Origin of the sequence: Buttiauxella selenatireducens (assembly GCF_031432975.1) — a bacterium.
GTDB classification, from domain to species: Bacteria; Pseudomonadota; Gammaproteobacteria; order Enterobacterales; family Enterobacteriaceae; genus Buttiauxella; species Buttiauxella selenatireducens.
Window position 1 is genome coordinate 875,281 of record NZ_CP133838.1, and the last position, 18,525, is coordinate 893,805.

Genomic DNA, 18,525 nt, shown 5'->3' on the forward strand with positions numbered 1-18,525 from the left:
GAGCGGAGGCTAACCGTGATCCCAATATCAAATTTGACAAGTATCCTCTAAAAGTTGAAACAACGTTTCATTTATATTTGAAAAGCAGTTTCAACAAGATTACTATTAACCCATCAAAGATTACGGAACAGGTTTTTTACCGTAAGTGATTTCTGAAACGCGCAGTTAGCGCGAATAAAATTTTCCCCAAAATGCTTGCGCTAACAGCAGGCCCGTATAAAAAAGGAAACCTACATGATTTTGGATTCGTTCTCCCTGGAAGGTAAAGTTGCTGTTGTTACTGGCTGTGATACAGGTCTGGGCCAGGGCATGGCTATCGGTCTTGCTGAAGCGGGTTGTGACATCGTTGGTATTAACATCGTTGAGCCGGCTGAAACTATCGAGCGTGTTACTGCTCTGGGTCGCCGCTTCCTGAGCCTGACTGCTGACCTGCGTCAGATCGATGGTATTCCAGCGCTGCTGGAGCGTGCTGTTGCTGAATACGGCCAAATCGATATCCTGGTGAACAACGCCGGTTTGATTCGTCGTGAAGATGCGATCAACTTCAGCGAAAAAGACTGGGACGATGTCATGAACCTGAACATCAAGAGCGTATTCTTCATGTCTCAGGCTGTTGCTCGCCAGTTCATTGCTCAAGGCAAAGGCGGCAAAATCATTAACATCGCTTCCATGCTTTCTTACCAGGGTGGCATCCGCGTTCCTTCTTACACCGCGTCTAAAAGCGCAGTGATGGGCGTGACCCGTCTGCTGGCGAACGAGTGGGCACAACACGGTATCAACGTGAATGCTATCGCTCCGGGCTATATGGCAACTAACAACACCCAGCAATTGCGTGCTGATGAAGAGCGTAGCGCTGCCATTCTTGAGCGTATCCCAGCGGGCCGTTGGGGTCTGCCAGAAGATTTGAAAGGGCCAATCGTGTTCCTGGCATCCACTGCTTCTGATTACATCAACGGTTACACCGTTGCTGTTGATGGCGGCTGGTTAGCGCGTTAATTTTGTAGTCGCTTTATTGTTTGTGTTTAAAAGCCCTCGGTCTTCGGATCGGGGGCTTTTTGCATTTGATGTTTAGCAGGATGATATCGGTCAACACTGCTGTTTTCCGTTCACCCGCGCATTTGATTATCTCTGTAACCGTTGCTAACGGTGAACGTGCCAGGAGGGTTACGCCACCCTCCTGGCGACCTCGGCGCCCGGTTTTAAATTGCCGCTGCGCGGTAAACCCCAGCTTTTCCCCAACGTTCAGGGTCGTTCGCGATTCGTTCCAGACGATCGCTCACTGGCGTGGTTCCCGACCACGCCACCCTGACTTATGGGGAACACTGGGGCAATTTATACCGGGAACAAGGTCAAAACCCGTTTGGCTTTTGACGTTGAATTTGGGTTTTGTCGTTGAATTTGAGTCCGGCTTAAATCGCACCGTTTTTTGCCCTTCAGTCGGGGTTGAGCCGCCGGGAGCGGCGAAAGAGAGCGATCGTCGGGAACGAATCGCGAACGACCGCGAATGTTGGGTGAAAAACGGTGTTTACCGCGCAGCGGCGATTTATTTGCCGGGAGTCGGGGTCCATAGGGGAGCGACGGCGGCTCCCCTATGACGTTCACCGGTTCGGTGGTTCCATATAACGGAGTACTTCTGGTGAACGGAACCTTCGCTATTTCCAATATAAATCACGTTCTTCAGAACTAAAAAAGCCCCGCAAGCGGGGCCATACATAACACCTGGAACCAGGATTAATTAACGCATCGCGCGCTTCAGAATCCGGTTACCCTGGCGCTCAAACTCAGCGGCCGTTTCTTCTACCGTTTTCTGACCATAATCGATGTACTGCAAAGAGGTTCCGAACAAGGACACAATTTGCGGATCGTCAAAGTACGGGGACGTTGGCAGTTTGTTTGGCAGAGATTGCGCCAGTTTCAGACCTGCAACCGCCGGATCGTTATCTTTGATCACGCCGTCAGCAGTCAACTGGGTGACAGCGGCTTTGCTCAACGGAACACCACGCTCCAGACCCAGCGCTTCTACGCCCGCTTTCTCGTTCAGCAAGAAATTAATCAGCATCGCTGCTTCTTTCGGATGCTTTGTTGTTTTACTGATAGAGAACATTTGCGCAGGTTTGAAGAACAGACCGGCGTCAGTGGCACCTGGCAGCATTGGGTAAGAGCCCAGTTCCAGTTTCGCTGGTGGCTTAAGGTTGTCGGAATACTTCTTAATGGCGGAGTTCCACATGTAAGTCCCGGCCCACTCGCCCTCAATCCACGGCTTCATCTCATACATGTTGCTCTTACCAAATGAGGCATAGTATTTGGTGTCAGGCATCACGTGGCTGTCGATGAGTTTCTTATACATTCCAAAGAACTCAACCCACTGTTCTTTGCTGTAACCGAACTGTTTTTTCGTCGTGTCGATTTCTGGAATATTGTATTTCTGCACCATATAAGAGCGCAGCAAAGACAGCGTATCCTGATGCTCTAACACCACCGGGAAGTACTGCTTGCCCAATTTGGATTCGAAGGTTTTACCCGCCGCCATCAGCTCATCCCATGTTTTCGGGTAAGCGATGCCCGCTTTTTTCCAGGTTTCGTCATTGAAATAGAACACGCGCGCGGTGACGGAAATCGGAATACCGTTCAGCTTTCCATCGACGGTCGTCGACTGCAATTCTTTAGGATCAAACTGCGCTAAATTCAGCTCATCTTTCACGGTATTCAGATCGTAGAAGCCGGTGCCGGTTTTAGAGAAAATAGGCAGCCAGTTCCAGTTTGTCTGCATCACGTCCGGTTCTGTGCCGCCAGCAATCTGGGTGGTCAGACGGGACAAGTGGCCGTCCCAACCGGTGTATTCAGACTTCACCTTAATGTTTGGATGTTGTTTCTGGAACTCTTCAACTGCCTTCAACGTCACCTGATGGCGTCCATTACCGCCCCACCAGGACAGTCGTAAATCAACGTCATCTGCCGCAAACGCCGAGCCAGCAGCCATGCCGAGTGTGGAGGCAATCAGGGTACTTAACAGCACTTTTTTCATTATCATAGACTCCTGTCAGAGAGAGATGTTCTGTTCTGTTATTGCGTCGAAAATATGACATTTTTCCATGTCAAATTTGAAATACACCTTGCGGTGAAGACCCTTTTCAATCATTGGCTTAGCTTCATCGGAAGGGATGCGGCAGGTCATTTCGAAATCAGCTACTTTCAGGTAGATGAAGAACTCATGGCCCATGTTCTCCACACGTACCATTTCACCGCTGGAGTGGCTGTCAGCGAACGGTTCATCTGAGAGAGAAATAAATTCAGGACGGATGCCGAAGAAGATGTCCTGATCTTTGTATTCAGCACAACGCTTCTGCTGGCGCTCATTCAGGGCAAGCGTGTCATGACCGACGCTGATTTGCAGACTGCCATCTTTCTCAATCAGCTTACTCGGGCGAATGTTCATTTCTGGCGCGCCAATAAAGCCTGCCACGAACATATTTTTCGGGTAGTGATAGAGGTTATCTGGCGTATCCACCTGCATGATGTGACCGAGTTTCATCACGCAGATGCGGTCACCCATGGTCATCGCTTCGGTCTGATCGTGGGTCACGTAAACGGTGGTGGCCGGTTTGCCGCTCTTTTTGAGTTGCTTATGCAGGTCAGAGATACGAATACGCATCGACGCACGCAGTTTGGCATCAAGGTTAGACAGCGGTTCGTCAAACAAGAACACGTCGGGTTTTTTCACAATCGCACGGCCTACGGCCACACGTTGTGCCTGGCCGCCTGACAGCTGGCGCGGCAGGCGGTCCATCAGCTCATCGAGTTCAAGAATTTTTGCGGCGTCATTAACTTGAGTTTCAATCTGATCTTTTGGCAATTTGCTCAGTTTCAGGCCGAACGCCAGGTTCTCACGCACCGTCATGTGCGGATACAGGGCGTAGTTCTGGAACACCATCGCAATTCCGCGAGATTTTGGCGCCAGGTTGTTGACGACACGGTCGCCGATGCGGACTTCACCGCCGCTGATGGTTTCGAGGCCCGCCAGCATACGCAGGGTGGTTGATTTCGCGCAGCCAGAGGGGCCGACGATAACCATGAACTCACCGTCTTCAATTTTCAGGTCGATACCATGAACCGCCTGGAAGCCGTTGGAGTACACTTTTTGCAATTTGTTGAAAATAACTTCAGCCATGATATTCCCTCACTTAACCTTTAATTCCGCTGCTGGTCACGCCTTGAACGAAGTAGCGTTGAGCCAGGAAGAAGATGATGATCGATGGCAGAATGGAGATGCTCGCCATTGCCAGAATTTCGTTCCATGGAGCGCCTTCAGTCACGTCGATAGACATTTTGAGCGCCAGTGCAATGGGGTATTTGTCTACGCTGTACACATAAATCAGCGGCCCGATGAAGTCGTTCATTGACCACATGAACTGGAACAGGGCGACGGAGATAATGGCCGGTTTCAGAATCGGCACGACCACATACCACAGCACCTGGAAGGAGTTGCAGCCATCAATTTGCGCGGCTTCTTCCATATCGCGTGGAACACCACGCAGGAACTGGATCAACATGAAGACAAAGAATCCCTGGGTTGCGAACGCCATTGGCAGCCACAGCGGCAGATAGCTATTCAACATGCCCATTTCACGGAACATCAGGTATTGCGGGATTAACAGCACGGTGCTGGGTAGCAGCATGGTCGTAATCAGCGTGGCGAACCAAAACTTCTTGAACGGGATTTCGAAACGGGCGAAGCCGTAAGCGACAATCGTTGAAGAGATAATGGTCAGCAGCACTTTTGGAATCACATACTGCATGGTGTTCCACATGTAGTGACCAAAGGTGTACTCAGTACCGGTTTTCCAGCCGTTGACGAAACCGTCGCTGGTTGGATTTGACGGCCACAGACCCAGAGTGGTGAAGATCTCGTGGTTCGGTTTAAATGCCGCAGAGAACATCCACACCAGCGGGTAGAGCATTAGCAGACCGACAAATATCAGCACCACATAGCGGATGGTACGGCTGATTTTTTCGCGACGTAACGTACGTGCGACTTCTTGCTCGGCCAAATCTGTCTGGCTTGTAGACCCGAGCTGGTTATTTGAAATATCAGCCATTTTTGCCTCCCTTATCTGCGGAGTAGAACACCCAGTATTTCGATGACTTAAAGGCGATGGAGGCAAAGACCGCCACGACCAGGAACAGAACCCACGCCAGCGCTGCGCCATAACCCATATCGAAGTATTTGAACGCCGTGTCGTAGATGTAGAGTGAGAACAAGTAGGTATAGTGAGTCGGGCCGCCGCCGGTAATGATGTATGGCGCGGTAAACTCCTGGAACGCCTGCGTGGTCTGCATAATGAAGTTGAAGAAAATAACCGGTGTAATCAAAGGCACCGTCACTTTCATAAACATCTGCCATTTAGACGCACCGTCGATCATTGCTGCTTCATATTGTGATTGCGGGACGTTTTGCAACGCGGCAAGGAAGATGACCATTGCAGAACCGAACTGCCAGACACGCAGCAGCGTAACGGACATCAGCGCCAGAGAAGGCTCGCCCAGCCAGTTCACCGGGTCCAAACCAAACACGCCGATAAAGCTGTTGAGCAGTCCATCGATAGCAAACAGCGCACGCCATAAAACCGCGATAGCCACCGAGCTACCCAGAATGGATGGGATGTAATACGCAGTACGGAAGAAACCGATGCCGCGCAGTTTAAAGTTCAGAACAAAGGCGATACCCAGTGCGAAAGCGAGTTTTAACGGGATAGTTAAAAACACGTACGCAAACGTCACGCCCATGGATTTCCAGAAGAGTGAATCTTCGGTCAACATGTAGCGATAGTTTTCAATACCGGTGAACACCGGCGGGTTCATCAAATCGTACTCAGTAAAACTGAGGAAGAAAGATGAAACAAACGGGAAGGCAGTAAAGATAAGCAACCCGATTATGTAGGGCGATATCCATGCCAATCCCAGCATTTTGTTTTCATTCATACATACCTACCTGGCGCTCAATGGTTTAAAAATTGTTTTTACAAAATTGTTCTTGAAACTCATTGCCTCACCCGTAAATCCATACGGCTGGGTCGGAAAGCGGTGGACGTACATATCATATTCATTCCCTGATAATTGATTGATAAATAAGTATTAAATCACCAGCGCCTGTTTTTGATTTCTGTGGGGGATTTACAGATTTCATAAACATGCGAACCGTGGTTCCTGATTTGTGAAACATTGTTTTAAATAATCTTATTACTATTTGTAAATGAGTCATTCGATTAATCATGGAAATGTGATCAAAGTCGAAACGCTGTTTCGATTGTTTGATGCATGTGGCGTTTTTCTCTTTGCGGCTAAAAATGACCTGAAATAAGTCAGGGTATAGGGACGAAGGAGTGATGAATAAATTTCTTATCGATTGGAGAGCGTTGCAGAAGAGGGTAACTATTTTATTGTTTAAATAATCATATAAATCATATGGTTATTATTTTATCAATAATGAGGGTTTCTTATTTGTTTCGTGTGTAAATATTAACGGAGAGGGGGTTTTGTTTAATGTGAGCCTGAGCGTCTTATATTTATGCTGAAATGAAATAATGAATGGGGAGAAAGGGAATACGGAAGGAGTTTTCGGTATTATTAGCAACCTAATATATTTATATTAGTGATGAACTGCTCCCGGCTTTCGCGCCAGTTCAGAGCAGTTCATTCAGCAATTATTTCTTCAGGAAGTCTTCACGTATTGGAGTGAAGGTATCCAGCAGCGTGCCTGCGGCAAGGCAAACGCAACCGTGCATCACGTGAGGTTCTTTATACAGGGTGTCGCCTGCGCTAACGCGCTGGGTTTCTTCACCGATAGTGAATTCAAATTCGCCAGACAGCACATAAGTTAACTGCTCATGCGGGTGATTATGCATCGGGCCGATGGCACCTTTTTCAAAGTTTACCTGCACCGCCATCATTTTACCGTCGTGCGCGAGAATGCGGCGGCTCACGCCCGCACCTAAATCTTCCAATTGAGTATCTTTAATAAAAGTGAACATTTCTCGATCCCTTATCATGTGAAACAACGTTTCATTTAAATAATCGTATCCTGAAAAATTCCTTTGCGATAGTTGGTGCCGGCGTTTTGTAGTGCCGATCACGCTTTCGCATTGCGGCATCTCTCTGATATAACCAATGAAATAAATATGAACAGGTGACGCGTGATGAAAACTATTGGTCTGCTGGGCGGGATGAGTTGGGAATCGACCATCCCCTATTATCGTTTGATAAATGAAGGGGTTAAGCAGCGCTTAGGTGGGTTGCACTCGGCCAAAATCGTGCTGCACAGCGTGGATTTCCATGAAATCGAAGCGTGCCAGGCCAAGGGCGAATGGGATTTAGCAGGCGATATGCTGGCACAAGCGGCGCTCGGCCTGCAAAAAGCCGGAGCCGAGGGCATCGTACTTTGTACCAACACCATGCACAAAGTGGCACACCACATTGAGTCACGTTGCACGCTGCCGTTCTTGCATATCGCCGATGCAACAGGGCGCGCCATCACCGCGCAAAATGTACAGCGTGTTGCGCTGCTGGGTACGCGTTACACCATGGAACAGGATTTCTACCGGGGTCGCCTGCATGCTGAGTTTGGTATTGAATCGTTGATCCCAAATGAAGAACAGCGTTTGCGTATTAATCAGATAATCTTTGAAGAACTGTGCCTGGGAAAAATCACTGCCGAGTCTAAGCACTTTTATCAGCAGGTGATTGAGGAATTGCAGGGGCAGGGCGCGCAGGGTGTGATTTTTGGCTGCACTGAAATCGGTTTGCTGCTCACTCAGCAAGATTGCACACTACCGGTATTCGATACTGCGGCTATTCACGCGGCTGATGCAGTCAATTTCATGTTGGAAGAATAGTCTTTTTTATTTTAAAGTTCAGAGGGTTAATGGATAAAGCAGAGTATCCTTAGCGCTCGCCGGGTCACCTTCTGCGTTTTGTGTGTTATAAATTTGTTAAGCAGCGCACGTTTTTTCATACAAGCTGCACCTCTGACATCCCCGTAATCTGGCGGTTGAGCTTCGCTCTCCCGCCTTTTGTTATTTCTATACCCGTCATACCTGGGGTATTCAACCTGGAGTTATTCCATGCCTGTTTCCTTACTCGCGCTGGCGATGAGTGCGTTTGCCATCGGCACGACGGAGTTCGTTATTATGGGCCTGCTGCCCGATGTCGCGGGGGATCTGGCGATTTCTATTCCCTCGGCGGGCTGGCTGATTAGCGGCTACGCGCTCGGGGTGGCAATCGGCGCACCGATCATGGCATTACTGACGGCACGATTGCCGCGCAAACTTTCGCTGATTCTGCTGATGGTGATTTTTATTGTCGGTAACATTCTGTGTGCGCTGGCGCTGAATTACTCGTTCCTGATGCTGGCTCGCATTATTACGGCATTGTGCCACGGCGCCTTCTTCGGCATTGGCGCGGTGGTGGCTGCCAGTCTGGTCGCGCCAAATCGCAAAGCTTCGGCGGTAGCGTTGATGTTCACCGGCCTGACATTAGCGAATGTGTTGGGCGTGCCGATTGGCACCTGGTTCGGGCAGTTGTTCGGGTGGCGATCGACGTTCTGGGGCGTGGCGATTATCGGCGTTGTGGCTTTTGTGGCGCTGATTGTCAGTTTACCCGCGCAAAAGGAGGAAACGCCTACCGACCTGAAACGCGAAATCAGCGCGCTGGCGAATGGCAAACTGTGGCTTTCTCTTTCTATGACGGTGTTTTTTGCCGCCGCGATGTTTGCCCTGTTTAGTTATATTGCGCCAATGCTGCTACAGGTCACGGGAGTGACGCATCAGGGCGTGAGCTGGACTTTGTTCCTGATTGGCGCGGGTTTAACCGTCGGGAATATCCTTGGTGGGCGACTGGCTGACTGGCGCGTTTCCTTCAGCCTGATCCTGAGCTTTAGCCTGATTGCTCTCTTCTCGTTGCTGTTCCACTGGACCAGCCATGGCATGTGGCTTGCGGAGATCACGCTGTTTCTCTGGGCGATGGCGGCGTTTGCTACCGTTCCCGCGCTGCAAATCAACGTCGTGCTTCACGGCAAAGATGCGCCCAACTTAGTCTCCACGCTCAACATTGCCGCTTTTAATGTGGGCAATGCGTTAGGCGCGTGGGTGGGGGGCTCCGTCATTGCCCACGGTTTCGACCTCACCGCCGTACCGGTTGCAGCGGCTGGGCTTGCGGCTATCGGGCTGATCATTTGCCTGATTAACTTCAGCAATGGCACCGGGCATCAACAACCTGCAACCGAGCAGTAACTCAGGCGTCAAGCAGCGTACTCAGCGGCTCGAGGTAGATTTGCATACTGTTTTGGAGATGTTCGCTAAAAGCGCTAACTAACGCGGAAGCAGGTCGGTGCTGCGGCCTGATCAGGCTCACGGTAAACGGCACCGCCACGCTAAAGCGCCGCGCGACAACGCCACTCGAAGCATAATCCAGTGCGGTCAAAGGATTGACCACGGATACACCGACACCCGCCCTCACCATCGCACACACGGACGCCGCGCTGTGCGTTTCCATCACCATCCGTCGTTTAACGTCGTGCTCCTGAAACAGCGAATCCAGTAACTGACGATAGCTGTCAGTGCGCGACAGGCTGATATAGTTTTCCCCTGCAAAATCTTGTGGCGTAAGCACTTTTTTATCCGCAAGGCGGTGCCCGGCTGGCAGTACGCAGACTTCGTTGAGTGTGAGCAAGGTTTGGCGTTCCGTTCCGGCGGGCGTGACCGTATTTTCGGTCAACCCGAGATCATGACGCTGTGCGGACAACCACTCCTCTAACAACGGGGATTCTTGCGGCACAATATTCAGGCTTAACTCCGGGTATCGCGCCAGAAACGGTTGGACTAAAACGGGCAAGAAAGATTGCGAAAACACGGGCAGACAGGCAATCGACAGTTCACCCTGGCGGAACTCACGCAGGCTTTCAGCGGCACTCAAAATTCTATCCAGCCCGTACCAGGATCGCTGCACCTCTTCAAATAGCCGTAAACCCTGAACTGTGGGATGTAACCGCCCACGGCTGCGCTCGAACAATTGCAGACCAATCAGCTTCTCAAACCTTGCCAGTTCACGGCTGACGGTAGGCTGCGAGGTATGCAGCAGCCCTGCGGCCTCGGTGAGATTCCCGGCGGTCATGACGGCGTGAAAAATTTCGATATGGCGTAAGGTAATTGAGGGCATGATTATCTCCTTTATCCATATCATATATGAATAGACTTGCGAGAAATCGATATTTTTTCTTCATCTCACTCTATGGCGTAATGAAGAAAATGAATGATTACCGGAGCTCGTCATGCCACGCCCACTCAATAACACCAACACTGCTTTGAACGCGCAAAATTTACTGACACTGCCTGCGGAATTTGGCTGCCCGGTCTGGGTTTACGACGCGGATATTATTCGCCAGCAGATTGCGCAGTTGCGCCAGTTTGATGTCATTCGTTTTGCCCAAAAGGCATGTTCGAATATTCATATTTTGCGCTTGATGCGCGAGCAGGGTGTGAAGGTTGATTCGGTATCGCAGGGCGAAATTGAACGTGCGTTGGCGGCAGGATATCAGCCGCTGGAAAACCACGATGACATCGTGTTCACCGCCGATATGATTGACCAGGCGACACTTGAGCTGGTGGCTGCGCAGCAAATTCCGGTCAACGCCGGTTCCGTGGATATGTTGCAGCAGTTGGGCGAAGTATCGCCGGGGCATCGTGTGTGGCTGCGCGTCAATCCAGGCTTTGGTCATGGGCATAGCCAGAAAACCAATACCGGCGGCGAGAATAGCAAGCACGGGATCTGGCATGCGGATTTACCGCAGGCGCTGGAAGTTATCCAACGCTACAAACTGCATTTAGTCGGCATTCATATGCACATTGGTTCTGGCGTTGATTACGGCCATCTGGAAAGTGTTTGTGGCGCGATGGTGCAACAGGTGATTGATTTCGGGCAGGATTTGGAGGCGATTTCAGCGGGCGGTGGTTTGTCGATTCCTTATCGCGAAGGCGAAGAAACAATCGATACCGATCACTATTACGGCCTGTGGAACGCTGCACGTGAAAAAATTGCTCACCGCCTGGGTCATCCGGTAAAACTCGAAATTGAACCAGGCCGTTTCCTGGTAGCGGAGTCGGGCGTGCTGGTGGCTCAGGTTCGTTCCGTTAAAAACATGGGGTCGCGCCACTTTGTGCTGATTGACGCCGGTTTTAACGATTTGATGCGTCCTTCAATGTATGGCAGCTACCACCATATTTCTGCTTTGGCGGGCGACGGGCGTCATCTGGAGGCGCAGCAATGGGTCGAAACCGTCGTTGCCGGGCCATTGTGTGAATCGGGTGATGTGTTTACCCAGCAAGAAGGCGGCAAAGTGGAAACACGCAAGTTACCGCCAGTGCAGGTCGGCGACTATCTGGTGCTGCATGATACCGGCGCGTATGGCGCGTCCATGTCGTCCAACTACAACAGCCGCCCACTGCTCCCGGAAGTTCTGTTTGATAATGGCCAGGCGCGGCTGATTCGCCGCCGCCAGACTATTCAGGAACTGCTGGCACTGGAGCTGTGACCCTTCATCTTTCATGCTGCAGGTGCGTTGGCTGCTTTCGTTCGCCCAAATCACTTACATGAGTAAGCTCATTGGGACTCTCTTATTTGCCGCCTTCCTGCATCATGAAATCTATTGGGTCATGGATACATAATACGGCCCAGGGGCTACTGACTCACGTAACACCAGCTTGCCAACAAACGGTGGAATCGCTTCGAGCGATTCACCGTTTGCCAGTTTTACCGCCTGATCAATGGCTGTGGTGATCATGCTATCGATAGGCAAATAAACGCTGGATAATGCGGGCTCCAACCACTGCGCGCTCGGCGCATCATCAAAACCAAACAACGAAATATCCTGAGGTATGCGTACGCCTGCCTGATGCAGCGCTTTTGACGCTCCAAGCGCCATATCGTCGTTACAGGCAAACAGCGCGCTGAATGGCACGCGGCTTTCGAGCAATTCCTGGCACAGCTTGTGACCGAGTGTCATCGTGGAATCGCCGTATTTGACGCGCTCTTCGTTATAGGCAATACCATGTTTTTGCAGTGCTTTCCGATAACCCATCAATCGAGCCTGGCCGGTCGGCGTGGAAATCGGCACCGTAATGCAGGCAATCTCACGATGCCCTTGCTGAATTAAATAGTCGGTCGCTTTAAATGCGGCATCCTGTTGCTCAAAGAAAACGCAACGATCCCGGGCCTGGCTGATATCCCGGTTAATCACGACCAGCGGCACATTGATGCTGTTCATGAGTGACAGCAACGTCCGTTCATTCATAAAACGGGTGTACAGCACGATGGCATCGCAGTGACGATCAACCAACATTTGAACGGCTTCGAGCTCTTTTTGCGGCGTATCGTGCCCGTCGGTGACAATCAGCTGCTTTCCCCACGCTTCAGTCTGACGCGAGGCTTGCTGTAGCAAACGGCCAAAGTAAAACCCATCAAAAGTCGACACCACCAGACCCACGCTATTGCTGCTGCGATTCGCAAGCGATCGCGCCAGAAAATTAGGCCGATAACCTAACTCTTCCATGGCGTTAAAGACCTGCTCGCGGGTGCTCTCTTTAACTTGTCCAATTCCATTGAGCACGCGAGATACCGTTGCTTTGGAAACGCCTGCGCGAAGCGCGACATCCAGCATTGTGACCATCAATTCATTCCTGATTAAGACGCTTGCGGCGTGGTCGCATAATTTCGCTAGTTTACCATGCTGCGATGGTGAAACATCGGGCTTGCGGCTTCGTTATGCCATTTGTCGTACCGGATCACGCTTTTAAATGATTCACGCCGTTTATCTTTATTTGGTATACCAAAATGACGGAATTGGTTGGTATTGGAATTCCAATATAGCAACTTGGGACTTTTATCACGGAAATGTTAAGGAGTTGGTTCTATTTTTGGTATACCAAATCGTTAGTTATCCATCGCCCTAAATAATAAAAAACGACATAACTGAGGTATACCCTATGGCATTGCAGGAAAAGTTAATTGACTCGCTGGGGAGTTTTGCTACTAAATTCAACAGCTACCGTTACATCATGGCGATCAAAGCCTCGTTCATCACCCTGATGCCAGTGATTATTGTCGGGGCATTTTCGGTACTGATTTCAAACATGGTGTTGGATCCTAAAAATGGCCTCGCCAGCTTTTCTGCATTGTCATTTCTCGCGCAACTCAAACCGATTACCGCGGCGATTAACTACGCCACACTTAACTTCCTGAACATTGGGGCCGTCTTTCTGATTGGCATAGAACTGGGGCGAATTAACGGCATTAAAAGCCTGTTCCCCGGTTTACTGGCGGTCATTTGTTTTATTTGCGTCACCCCAACAACCATTGAAATGATGGTCGATGGGCAAATGCATATGGTGAAAGACATTCTGGCCCGTCAGTTTTCTGACACGCGCAGTCTGTTCCTCGGCATGTTTATTGCTATTTTGTCGGTTGAAGTTTACTGCTGGCTGGAAAAACGCGAAGGGTTGAAGATAAAGATGCCCGACACCGTTCCACCGAATGTTTCGGCTTCATTCTCAGCGCTAATCCCTTCCATTATTACCGTCACGGCAATTGCTACTTTTGGCTTTATCTTCCATCAAACCACCGGAATGTATCTGTATGACGCGGTGTATCAGGTGGTGCAGCAACCGCTGGAAAAAGTGGTGCAAAGCCTGCCGGGTATCCTGTTGCTGATGTTTGTCGCACAGCTTTTCTGGGTCATCGGTATTCACGGTAACCAGATGATTAAACCTATCCGCGAACCGCTGTTGCTCGGGGCGATAACCGTCAACATGAGTGCGTTTGAGCAGGGCAAAGAGATCCCCAACATCATCACCATGCCTTTCTGGGATGTGTACATGAGTATTGGCGGCTCGGGTTTAACCATCGGGCTGTTGATTGCAGTCATGATCGCGACTAAACGCAAAGAAATGAAAGAGATAGCAAAACTCTCTTTTGGGCCGGGGATCTTCAACATTAACGAACCGGTGATTTTTGGTATGCCGATTATGCTAAATCCAATTTTGGCTATTCCTTTCATCATCACACCGCTGGTCACCGGGACTATTGGATATTTCGCAACGGTCATGGGTTTTGCGGGGAAAGCGGTCGTCATGGTGCCGTGGACGACACCGCCATTGATTAACGCCTGGCTCTCCACTGCGGGTTCTATGGGCGCAGTAGTGACGCAATTGGGCTGTATTCTGGTTTCCGTTCTGATTTACCTACCGTTTGTGAAAATCGCCTCACGCCGTGCTGAACAGGCGCAGTTGCAGGCTGAACAGCAACAAATTGCCAATAACGCGTGAGGAAGGCATGAGCAACGTAAAAGTCACCATTCCAAAAGATTTTATTCTCGGTGCTGCGGCTTCGGCCTGGCAAACCGAAGGCTGGAGCGGCAAAAAAGAAGGGCAGGATTCCTGGCTTGATGCCTGGTACAAAAACGACCGGCACGTCTGGCACAACGGTTATGGCCCGGCAGTCGCGACGGATTTCATTAATCGATACCGCGAAGACGTGTGGCTGATGAAACAGGCGGGGCTGACGCACTATCGTACCTCGATAAACTGGTCACGTTTTTTCACCGATTACGAAAATGGCATCATCGATGAAGATTACGCGCAGTATTACGATAATCTTTTCGACGAAATGCTGAGTACCGGTATTGAGCCGATGATCTGCCTTGAACACTACGAATTGCCTGCCACGCTATTCGAAAACCACGGCGGTTGGGCATCGAAAAAAGTCGTTGAGTTATATGTGCTGTATGCGGAAAAAGTCTTTGCCCGTTACGCCCACAAGGTGAATCGCTGGTTTACCTTCAACGAACCGATTGTGGTGCAAACGCGCGTTTACCTGGATGCGCTGCGCTGGCCGTATGAGCAAAACACCCATAAATGGATGCAGTGGAATCACCATAAAAACCTCGCTACGGCGAAAGTCGTGAAACTGTTCCGCGAGAAAGGTTATCGCGGGACTGTCGGCTGCATTCTCAACCCGGAAGTCACCTATGCGCGATCCAGTGCGGCACACGATCGGCAGGCCGCGCAGATTTACGATCTGTTCTACAACCGCGTTTTTTTAGATCCTTTAGTGCACGGTGAATACCCGCAACAACTGATTGAACTGCTGGAAAAACATCATGTGCAGTGGGATTACACGGAAGAAGAACTGGCGATCATTCGTGAAAACACGGTCGATGAATTGGGTATCAATCTGTATTACCCGCACCGAGTTAAAGCGCCGTCGCGTGCGTGGAATCCAGAAACGCCTTTCCATCCCGCTTATTACTACGAACCGTTTGAATTACCGGGGCGGCGCATGAATACGTCACGGGGCTGGGAAATTTATCCGCGCATTATTTACGACATGGCGATGCGGATTAAAACCGAGTATCGCAATATCCCATGGTTTGTCGCGGAAAGCGGTATGGGGACAGAAAATGAAGCGCAATTCCGCAATTCCGACGGCGTCATTGAAGACAACTATCGCATTGCGTTTATCAGCGAACATCTGTACCAAACGCTGCGTGCGCGCGAAGACGGGGCAAACTGCCAGGGTTACATGCTGTGGGCGTTTACAGACAACGTTTCACCCATGAATGCGTTCAAAAACCGCTATGGTTTAATTGAAATCAATCTGCAAAATAACCGCGAGCGTCGTGCGAAAAAATCGGCCCATTGGTATCGTGCGCTGAGTGAGTCTCGCGTCTTACAGCTCGATATTGATGATGAATGGAAATAATCTTTTCAGATGGATAGTTTGATAAGCTAACGGATATTAATCAGCGGCAGAACACTATGCCGCTGAGAATCAACAATGCGGGTGATATTGTGGACAAGGTAGTGCTTTCGCCAGAAAAAAAACAATACCAGGAAATTGGTGAGGATCTGCGCGCACAAATTATGCAGGGTTTGTATCCGGTTGGCTCGCGTTTGCCGCCCGAACGTAATATTGCTGAGACTTACGGCGTCAGTCGCACCATTGTTCGTGAAGCTTTGCTGATGCTTGAGTTACAAGGCACGGTGGATATTCGCCAGGGCTCGGGAGTGTATGTCACTCGTGTTCCGGCAGAAAACGAAGCGGAAGAAGAGGCTTTTTTCAGTAGCGATATTGGCCCGTTTGAAATGCTACAAGCGCGCCAACTCCTGGAAAGTAACATTGCGGCATTTGCCGCAAAAATGGCGACCAAAGCCGACATCGATAACCTTAAACGTATCCTTGAGCAGGAACAGCGAGCCATTGCGATAAACGACCTTAGCCAGGATAACTGCAAGATGTTTCATTTGGTTTTGGCAGGCGCTTCGCAAAACCAGATGTTGCTGGCGACGGTGGAGAGTATCTGGCGTCATCTTGATAGCAGCCCGATGTGGCAGAAATTACGCTCAAATATTGATACCCGCAGTTATCGCCTGAAATGGCTTGGCGACCTGCAAACGATATTGGCAGCTCTGCGCCGTCGTGATGTGATGGGGTCGTGGCAGGCGATGTGGCAACACCTGGAAAATGTCAAAAACAGCCTGCTGGAGCAGTCCGACTCTGATGCGCCAGATTTTGACGGCTATCTTTTCGAGTCGGTCCCTATTTTCCAGGGAAAGTTAATGTGAAAATCCTGCCGCTTTACGCCGTACCTCAGCATGCACAGCAAGTTATTGACTGGCAGTGGCAGGCGTTCGGCACTGAAGACAGCCGTGACTTTTTCGCTTCGATTGTCGCAACAAGCCAGCGAGAAGGGGAAATGCCGCTGACTTTTGTTGCTGTAGAGGGTGAGAAATTGGTCGGGACGGTGGGATTGTGGCGCTGTGATTTGATCAGTAGGCAGGATCTTTATCCGTGGCTCGCTGCGTTATACATCGATGAAAACCAGCGTGGGCGGGGACTCGGAGAAAAACTTCAGGAACACGTTATCCATTACGCCCGTACACTCGGCTACCCACAACTTTATCTCTATTCTGCCTGCAAAGAGTACTACGAGCGTTTTGGCTGGCAGTACATCGGAGACGGGTTGGATTACCCGAATAAGCCCGTTCACATTTATCGTTTTAGTCTTTAAACATCACTCATCAGAATGTGAAATCACCGAATGTCGGCGCACAAGTGTTGGGCTAAACATATTGGTTATTTCTGGCAATTCGCGTTTTTCAGCCAGTGCCAGCGCTAATTCTGCGGCTTGTGCGGCCATGGTGATTATTGGATAACGAACAGTGGTCAGACGTGGGCGGACATAACGTGAAATCAATACATCATCGAAGCCAATCAATGAAATCTCTTTCGGAACATCAATACCGTTATCGTTGAGCACACCCATTGCCCCGGCGGCCATGGAGTCGTTATAACACGCCACTGCGCTGAAATGCCTGCCGCGCCCGAGCAACTCCGTCATTGCTTGCTCACCACCGCTTTCGTCGGGCTCGCCGTAAGTCACTAACCGATCGTTGACCGGTAAACCGTGTTCAGTCAGCGCGTCGTAATAACCTTGCAAACGGTCTTCGGCATCTGAAATCTGGTGGTTGGAACAAAGATAGCCAATTTTGGTATGGCCTTGCTGAATTAAATGACGCGTCGCAAGCCATGCGCCATAGCGGTCATCCAGAGCCACACATCGCTGTTCGAAGCCGGGAAGAATGCGGTTGATAACAACCATACCTGGCATCTGTTTCATTAATGAAATCAATTCGCTATCAGGGATTTTTTTTGCATGCACCACCAGGGCTGCACAACGATGGCGAATCAGCTGCTCTATAGCCTGGCGTTCTTTTTGTTCGTTGTGATAACCGTTACCAATCAGTAAAAAGTTGCCAGTACGATAGGCCACTTGCTCGACGGCTTTGACCATCGCGCCAAAGAAGGGGTCGGACACGTCTCCCACAATCAGGCCAATTGTTTCAGTGGTTTGCTGGGCAAGTGCTCTCGCATTAGCGTTGGGATGGTAGTTAAGTTCTTCCATCGCGCTGGTCACTGCCTGACGCGACGCATCGCTGGCTTTCGGTGAATCATTAATGACACGAGATACCGTGGCGACAGAAACGCCTGCCAGTTTTGCTACATCCTTTATTGTCGCCATCGAAAGTGTTCCTGAGTGGGTAAGCGTTTACACAATTTTAAGTGTTACGGAAAAGGCGCGCTACTTCAAGGGCGCAACTGTAGTTCGCGTCGCAAACTAAAGCAAAATGCAGCCATTTTTAGTGTAATCGTTACACTTTTGCGACCCTGAAATTCAAGCGCAGCGGCATTAAAAGGCATGCTCTGGATTTTTAAAGATTTCAGGCCAAATCTTTGCTTACAGTTTGCATCGCGCTGTTGCTATTTCGCCATGGCGAAAACTCACAAGCCACTGCTACATTTGAAGTCCCAGAGGTATTGATAGGTGATGTCAGCATCTAATGCTGATCACATGAATTACACCAACCTGCGCGGATGCGCAGGTTTTTTTTTGCCCAAAATTCACCAGCCTGTAACAGGAAA

The 18,525-nt window shown here is 50.1% G+C and carries 16 protein-coding genes; 8 read left to right on the forward strand and 8 right to left on the reverse strand.

The window, feature by feature from the left end:
* Positions 1-234: 234 nt before the first annotated feature.
* Positions 235-996, forward strand: a complete 762-nt coding sequence (kduD, locus tag RHD99_RS04000; RefSeq protein WP_183270505.1) for a 2-dehydro-3-deoxy-D-gluconate 5-dehydrogenase KduD — start codon at positions 235-237, stop codon at positions 994-996.
* A gap of 739 nt (positions 997-1,735) precedes the next feature.
* On the opposite strand, the gene RHD99_RS04005 is transcribed toward kduD, so the two are convergent.
* The 5 genes from RHD99_RS04005 to RHD99_RS04025 all read right to left on the reverse strand — a co-directional run bounded on the left by RHD99_RS04005 (position 1,736) and on the right by RHD99_RS04025 (position 7,028).
* Complete coding sequence (locus tag RHD99_RS04005; protein WP_309877544.1) at positions 1,736-3,025, reverse strand: ABC transporter substrate-binding protein; 1,290 nt, start codon at positions 3,023-3,025, stop codon at positions 1,736-1,738.
* A 15-nt stretch (positions 3,026-3,040) separates the two neighbouring features.
* Positions 3,041-4,168: an ABC transporter ATP-binding protein gene (locus RHD99_RS04010; protein ID WP_309877545.1), complete on the reverse strand. Its 1,128-nt coding sequence runs from the start codon at positions 4,166-4,168 to the stop codon at positions 3,041-3,043.
* A gap of 13 nt (positions 4,169-4,181) precedes the next feature.
* Positions 4,182-5,096 (reverse strand): carbohydrate ABC transporter permease, encoded by a 915-nt coding sequence (locus RHD99_RS04015; RefSeq protein WP_183270501.1) that lies wholly within the window; start codon positions 5,094-5,096, stop codon positions 4,182-4,184.
* Positions 5,089-5,979, reverse strand: coding sequence for a carbohydrate ABC transporter permease (locus RHD99_RS04020; RefSeq protein ID WP_183270500.1), 891 nt, complete (start codon positions 5,977-5,979; stop codon positions 5,089-5,091). The genes RHD99_RS04015 and RHD99_RS04020 overlap by 8 nt, the downstream gene beginning before the upstream one ends.
* A 722-nt stretch (positions 5,980-6,701) precedes the next feature.
* Entirely contained in the window at positions 6,702-7,028 is a 327-nt protein-coding gene (locus tag RHD99_RS04025) for a cupin domain-containing protein (protein WP_183270499.1), read from the reverse strand.
* Positions 7,029-7,193: 165 nt separating this feature from the next.
* Between RHD99_RS04025 and RHD99_RS04030 the strand changes: the two genes are divergently transcribed.
* Both RHD99_RS04030 and RHD99_RS04035 read left to right on the forward strand, forming a co-directional pair.
* A complete protein-coding gene (locus tag RHD99_RS04030) occupies positions 7,194-7,889 on the forward strand; it encodes an aspartate/glutamate racemase (RefSeq protein ID WP_309877547.1) in 696 nt (231 codons plus the stop codon).
* Between the two features lie 228 nt (positions 7,890-8,117).
* Positions 8,118-9,284, forward strand: a complete 1,167-nt coding sequence (locus RHD99_RS04035; RefSeq protein WP_309877548.1) for an MFS transporter — start codon at positions 8,118-8,120, stop codon at positions 9,282-9,284.
* Between the two features lies 1 nt (position 9,285).
* On the opposite strand, the gene RHD99_RS04040 is transcribed toward RHD99_RS04035, so the two are convergent.
* Complete coding sequence (locus RHD99_RS04040) at positions 9,286-10,209, reverse strand: LysR family transcriptional regulator (RefSeq protein ID WP_309877549.1); 924 nt, start codon at positions 10,207-10,209, stop codon at positions 9,286-9,288.
* A gap of 112 nt (positions 10,210-10,321) precedes the next feature.
* Between RHD99_RS04040 and lysA the strand changes: the two genes are divergently transcribed.
* Positions 10,322-11,581, forward strand: a complete 1,260-nt coding sequence (gene lysA / locus RHD99_RS04045) for a diaminopimelate decarboxylase (RefSeq protein WP_309877550.1) — start codon at positions 10,322-10,324, stop codon at positions 11,579-11,581.
* A gap of 111 nt (positions 11,582-11,692) precedes the next feature.
* On the opposite strand, the gene RHD99_RS04050 is transcribed toward lysA, so the two are convergent.
* On the reverse strand, positions 11,693-12,715 hold the full coding sequence (locus RHD99_RS04050; protein WP_309877551.1) for a LacI family DNA-binding transcriptional regulator: 1,023 nt from the start codon (positions 12,713-12,715) through the stop codon (positions 11,693-11,695).
* A 316-nt stretch (positions 12,716-13,031) separates the two neighbouring features.
* Between RHD99_RS04050 and RHD99_RS04055 the strand changes: the two genes are divergently transcribed.
* The 4 genes from RHD99_RS04055 to RHD99_RS04070 are packed head-to-tail and all read left to right on the forward strand — an operon-like array spanning position 13,032 to position 17,113.
* Entirely contained in the window at positions 13,032-14,369 is a 1,338-nt protein-coding gene (locus RHD99_RS04055; RefSeq protein ID WP_183270493.1) for a PTS sugar transporter subunit IIC, read from the forward strand.
* Between the two features lie 7 nt (positions 14,370-14,376).
* Positions 14,377-15,804 (forward strand): glycoside hydrolase family 1 protein, encoded by a 1,428-nt coding sequence (locus tag RHD99_RS04060; RefSeq protein ID WP_309877552.1) that lies wholly within the window; start codon positions 14,377-14,379, stop codon positions 15,802-15,804.
* Positions 15,805-15,860: 56 nt separating this feature from the next.
* A complete protein-coding gene (locus tag RHD99_RS04065) occupies positions 15,861-16,667 on the forward strand; it encodes an FCD domain-containing protein (RefSeq protein WP_373925629.1) in 807 nt (268 codons plus the stop codon).
* On the forward strand, positions 16,664-17,113 hold the full coding sequence (locus RHD99_RS04070; RefSeq protein ID WP_309877553.1) for a GNAT family N-acetyltransferase: 450 nt from the start codon (positions 16,664-16,666) through the stop codon (positions 17,111-17,113). Before RHD99_RS04065 ends, RHD99_RS04070 begins: the two co-directional genes overlap by 4 nt.
* A 3-nt stretch (positions 17,114-17,116) precedes the next feature.
* On the opposite strand, the gene galR is transcribed toward RHD99_RS04070, so the two are convergent.
* Positions 17,117-18,124, reverse strand: coding sequence for an HTH-type transcriptional regulator GalR (galR, locus tag RHD99_RS04075; RefSeq protein ID WP_183270490.1), 1,008 nt, complete (start codon positions 18,122-18,124; stop codon positions 17,117-17,119).
* Positions 18,125-18,525 lie beyond the last annotated feature (401 nt).

Excerpts from the sequence above, each read along its gene's own strand:
- kduD (WP_183270505.1), top strand. The coding sequence starts at position 235 with ATGATTTTGGATTCGTTCTCCCTGGAAGGTAAAGTTGCTGTTGTTACT.
- RHD99_RS04005 (WP_309877544.1), bottom strand. The coding sequence starts at position 3,025 with ATGAAAAAAGTGCTGTTAAGTACCCTGATTGCCTCCACACTCGGCATG.
- RHD99_RS04010 (WP_309877545.1), bottom strand. The coding sequence starts at position 4,168 with ATGGCTGAAGTTATTTTCAACAAATTGCAAAAAGTGTACTCCAACGGC.
- RHD99_RS04015 (WP_183270501.1), bottom strand. The coding sequence starts at position 5,096 with ATGGCTGATATTTCAAATAACCAGCTCGGGTCTACAAGCCAGACAGAT.
- RHD99_RS04020 (WP_183270500.1), bottom strand. The coding sequence starts at position 5,979 with ATGAATGAAAACAAAATGCTGGGATTGGCATGGATATCGCCCTACATA.
- RHD99_RS04025 (WP_183270499.1), bottom strand. The coding sequence starts at position 7,028 with ATGTTCACTTTTATTAAAGATACTCAATTGGAAGATTTAGGTGCGGGC.
- RHD99_RS04030 (WP_309877547.1), top strand. The coding sequence starts at position 7,194 with ATGAAAACTATTGGTCTGCTGGGCGGGATGAGTTGGGAATCGACCATC.
- RHD99_RS04035 (WP_309877548.1), top strand. The coding sequence starts at position 8,118 with ATGCCTGTTTCCTTACTCGCGCTGGCGATGAGTGCGTTTGCCATCGGC.
- RHD99_RS04040 (WP_309877549.1), bottom strand. The coding sequence starts at position 10,209 with ATGCCCTCAATTACCTTACGCCATATCGAAATTTTTCACGCCGTCATG.
- lysA (WP_309877550.1), top strand. The coding sequence starts at position 10,322 with ATGCCACGCCCACTCAATAACACCAACACTGCTTTGAACGCGCAAAAT.
- RHD99_RS04050 (WP_309877551.1), bottom strand. The coding sequence starts at position 12,715 with ATGGTCACAATGCTGGATGTCGCGCTTCGCGCAGGCGTTTCCAAAGCA.
- RHD99_RS04055 (WP_183270493.1), top strand. The coding sequence starts at position 13,032 with ATGGCATTGCAGGAAAAGTTAATTGACTCGCTGGGGAGTTTTGCTACT.
- RHD99_RS04060 (WP_309877552.1), top strand. The coding sequence starts at position 14,377 with ATGAGCAACGTAAAAGTCACCATTCCAAAAGATTTTATTCTCGGTGCT.
- RHD99_RS04065 (WP_373925629.1), top strand. The coding sequence starts at position 15,861 with ATGCCGCTGAGAATCAACAATGCGGGTGATATTGTGGACAAGGTAGTG.
- galR (WP_183270490.1), bottom strand. The coding sequence starts at position 18,124 with ATGGCGACAATAAAGGATGTAGCAAAACTGGCAGGCGTTTCTGTCGCC.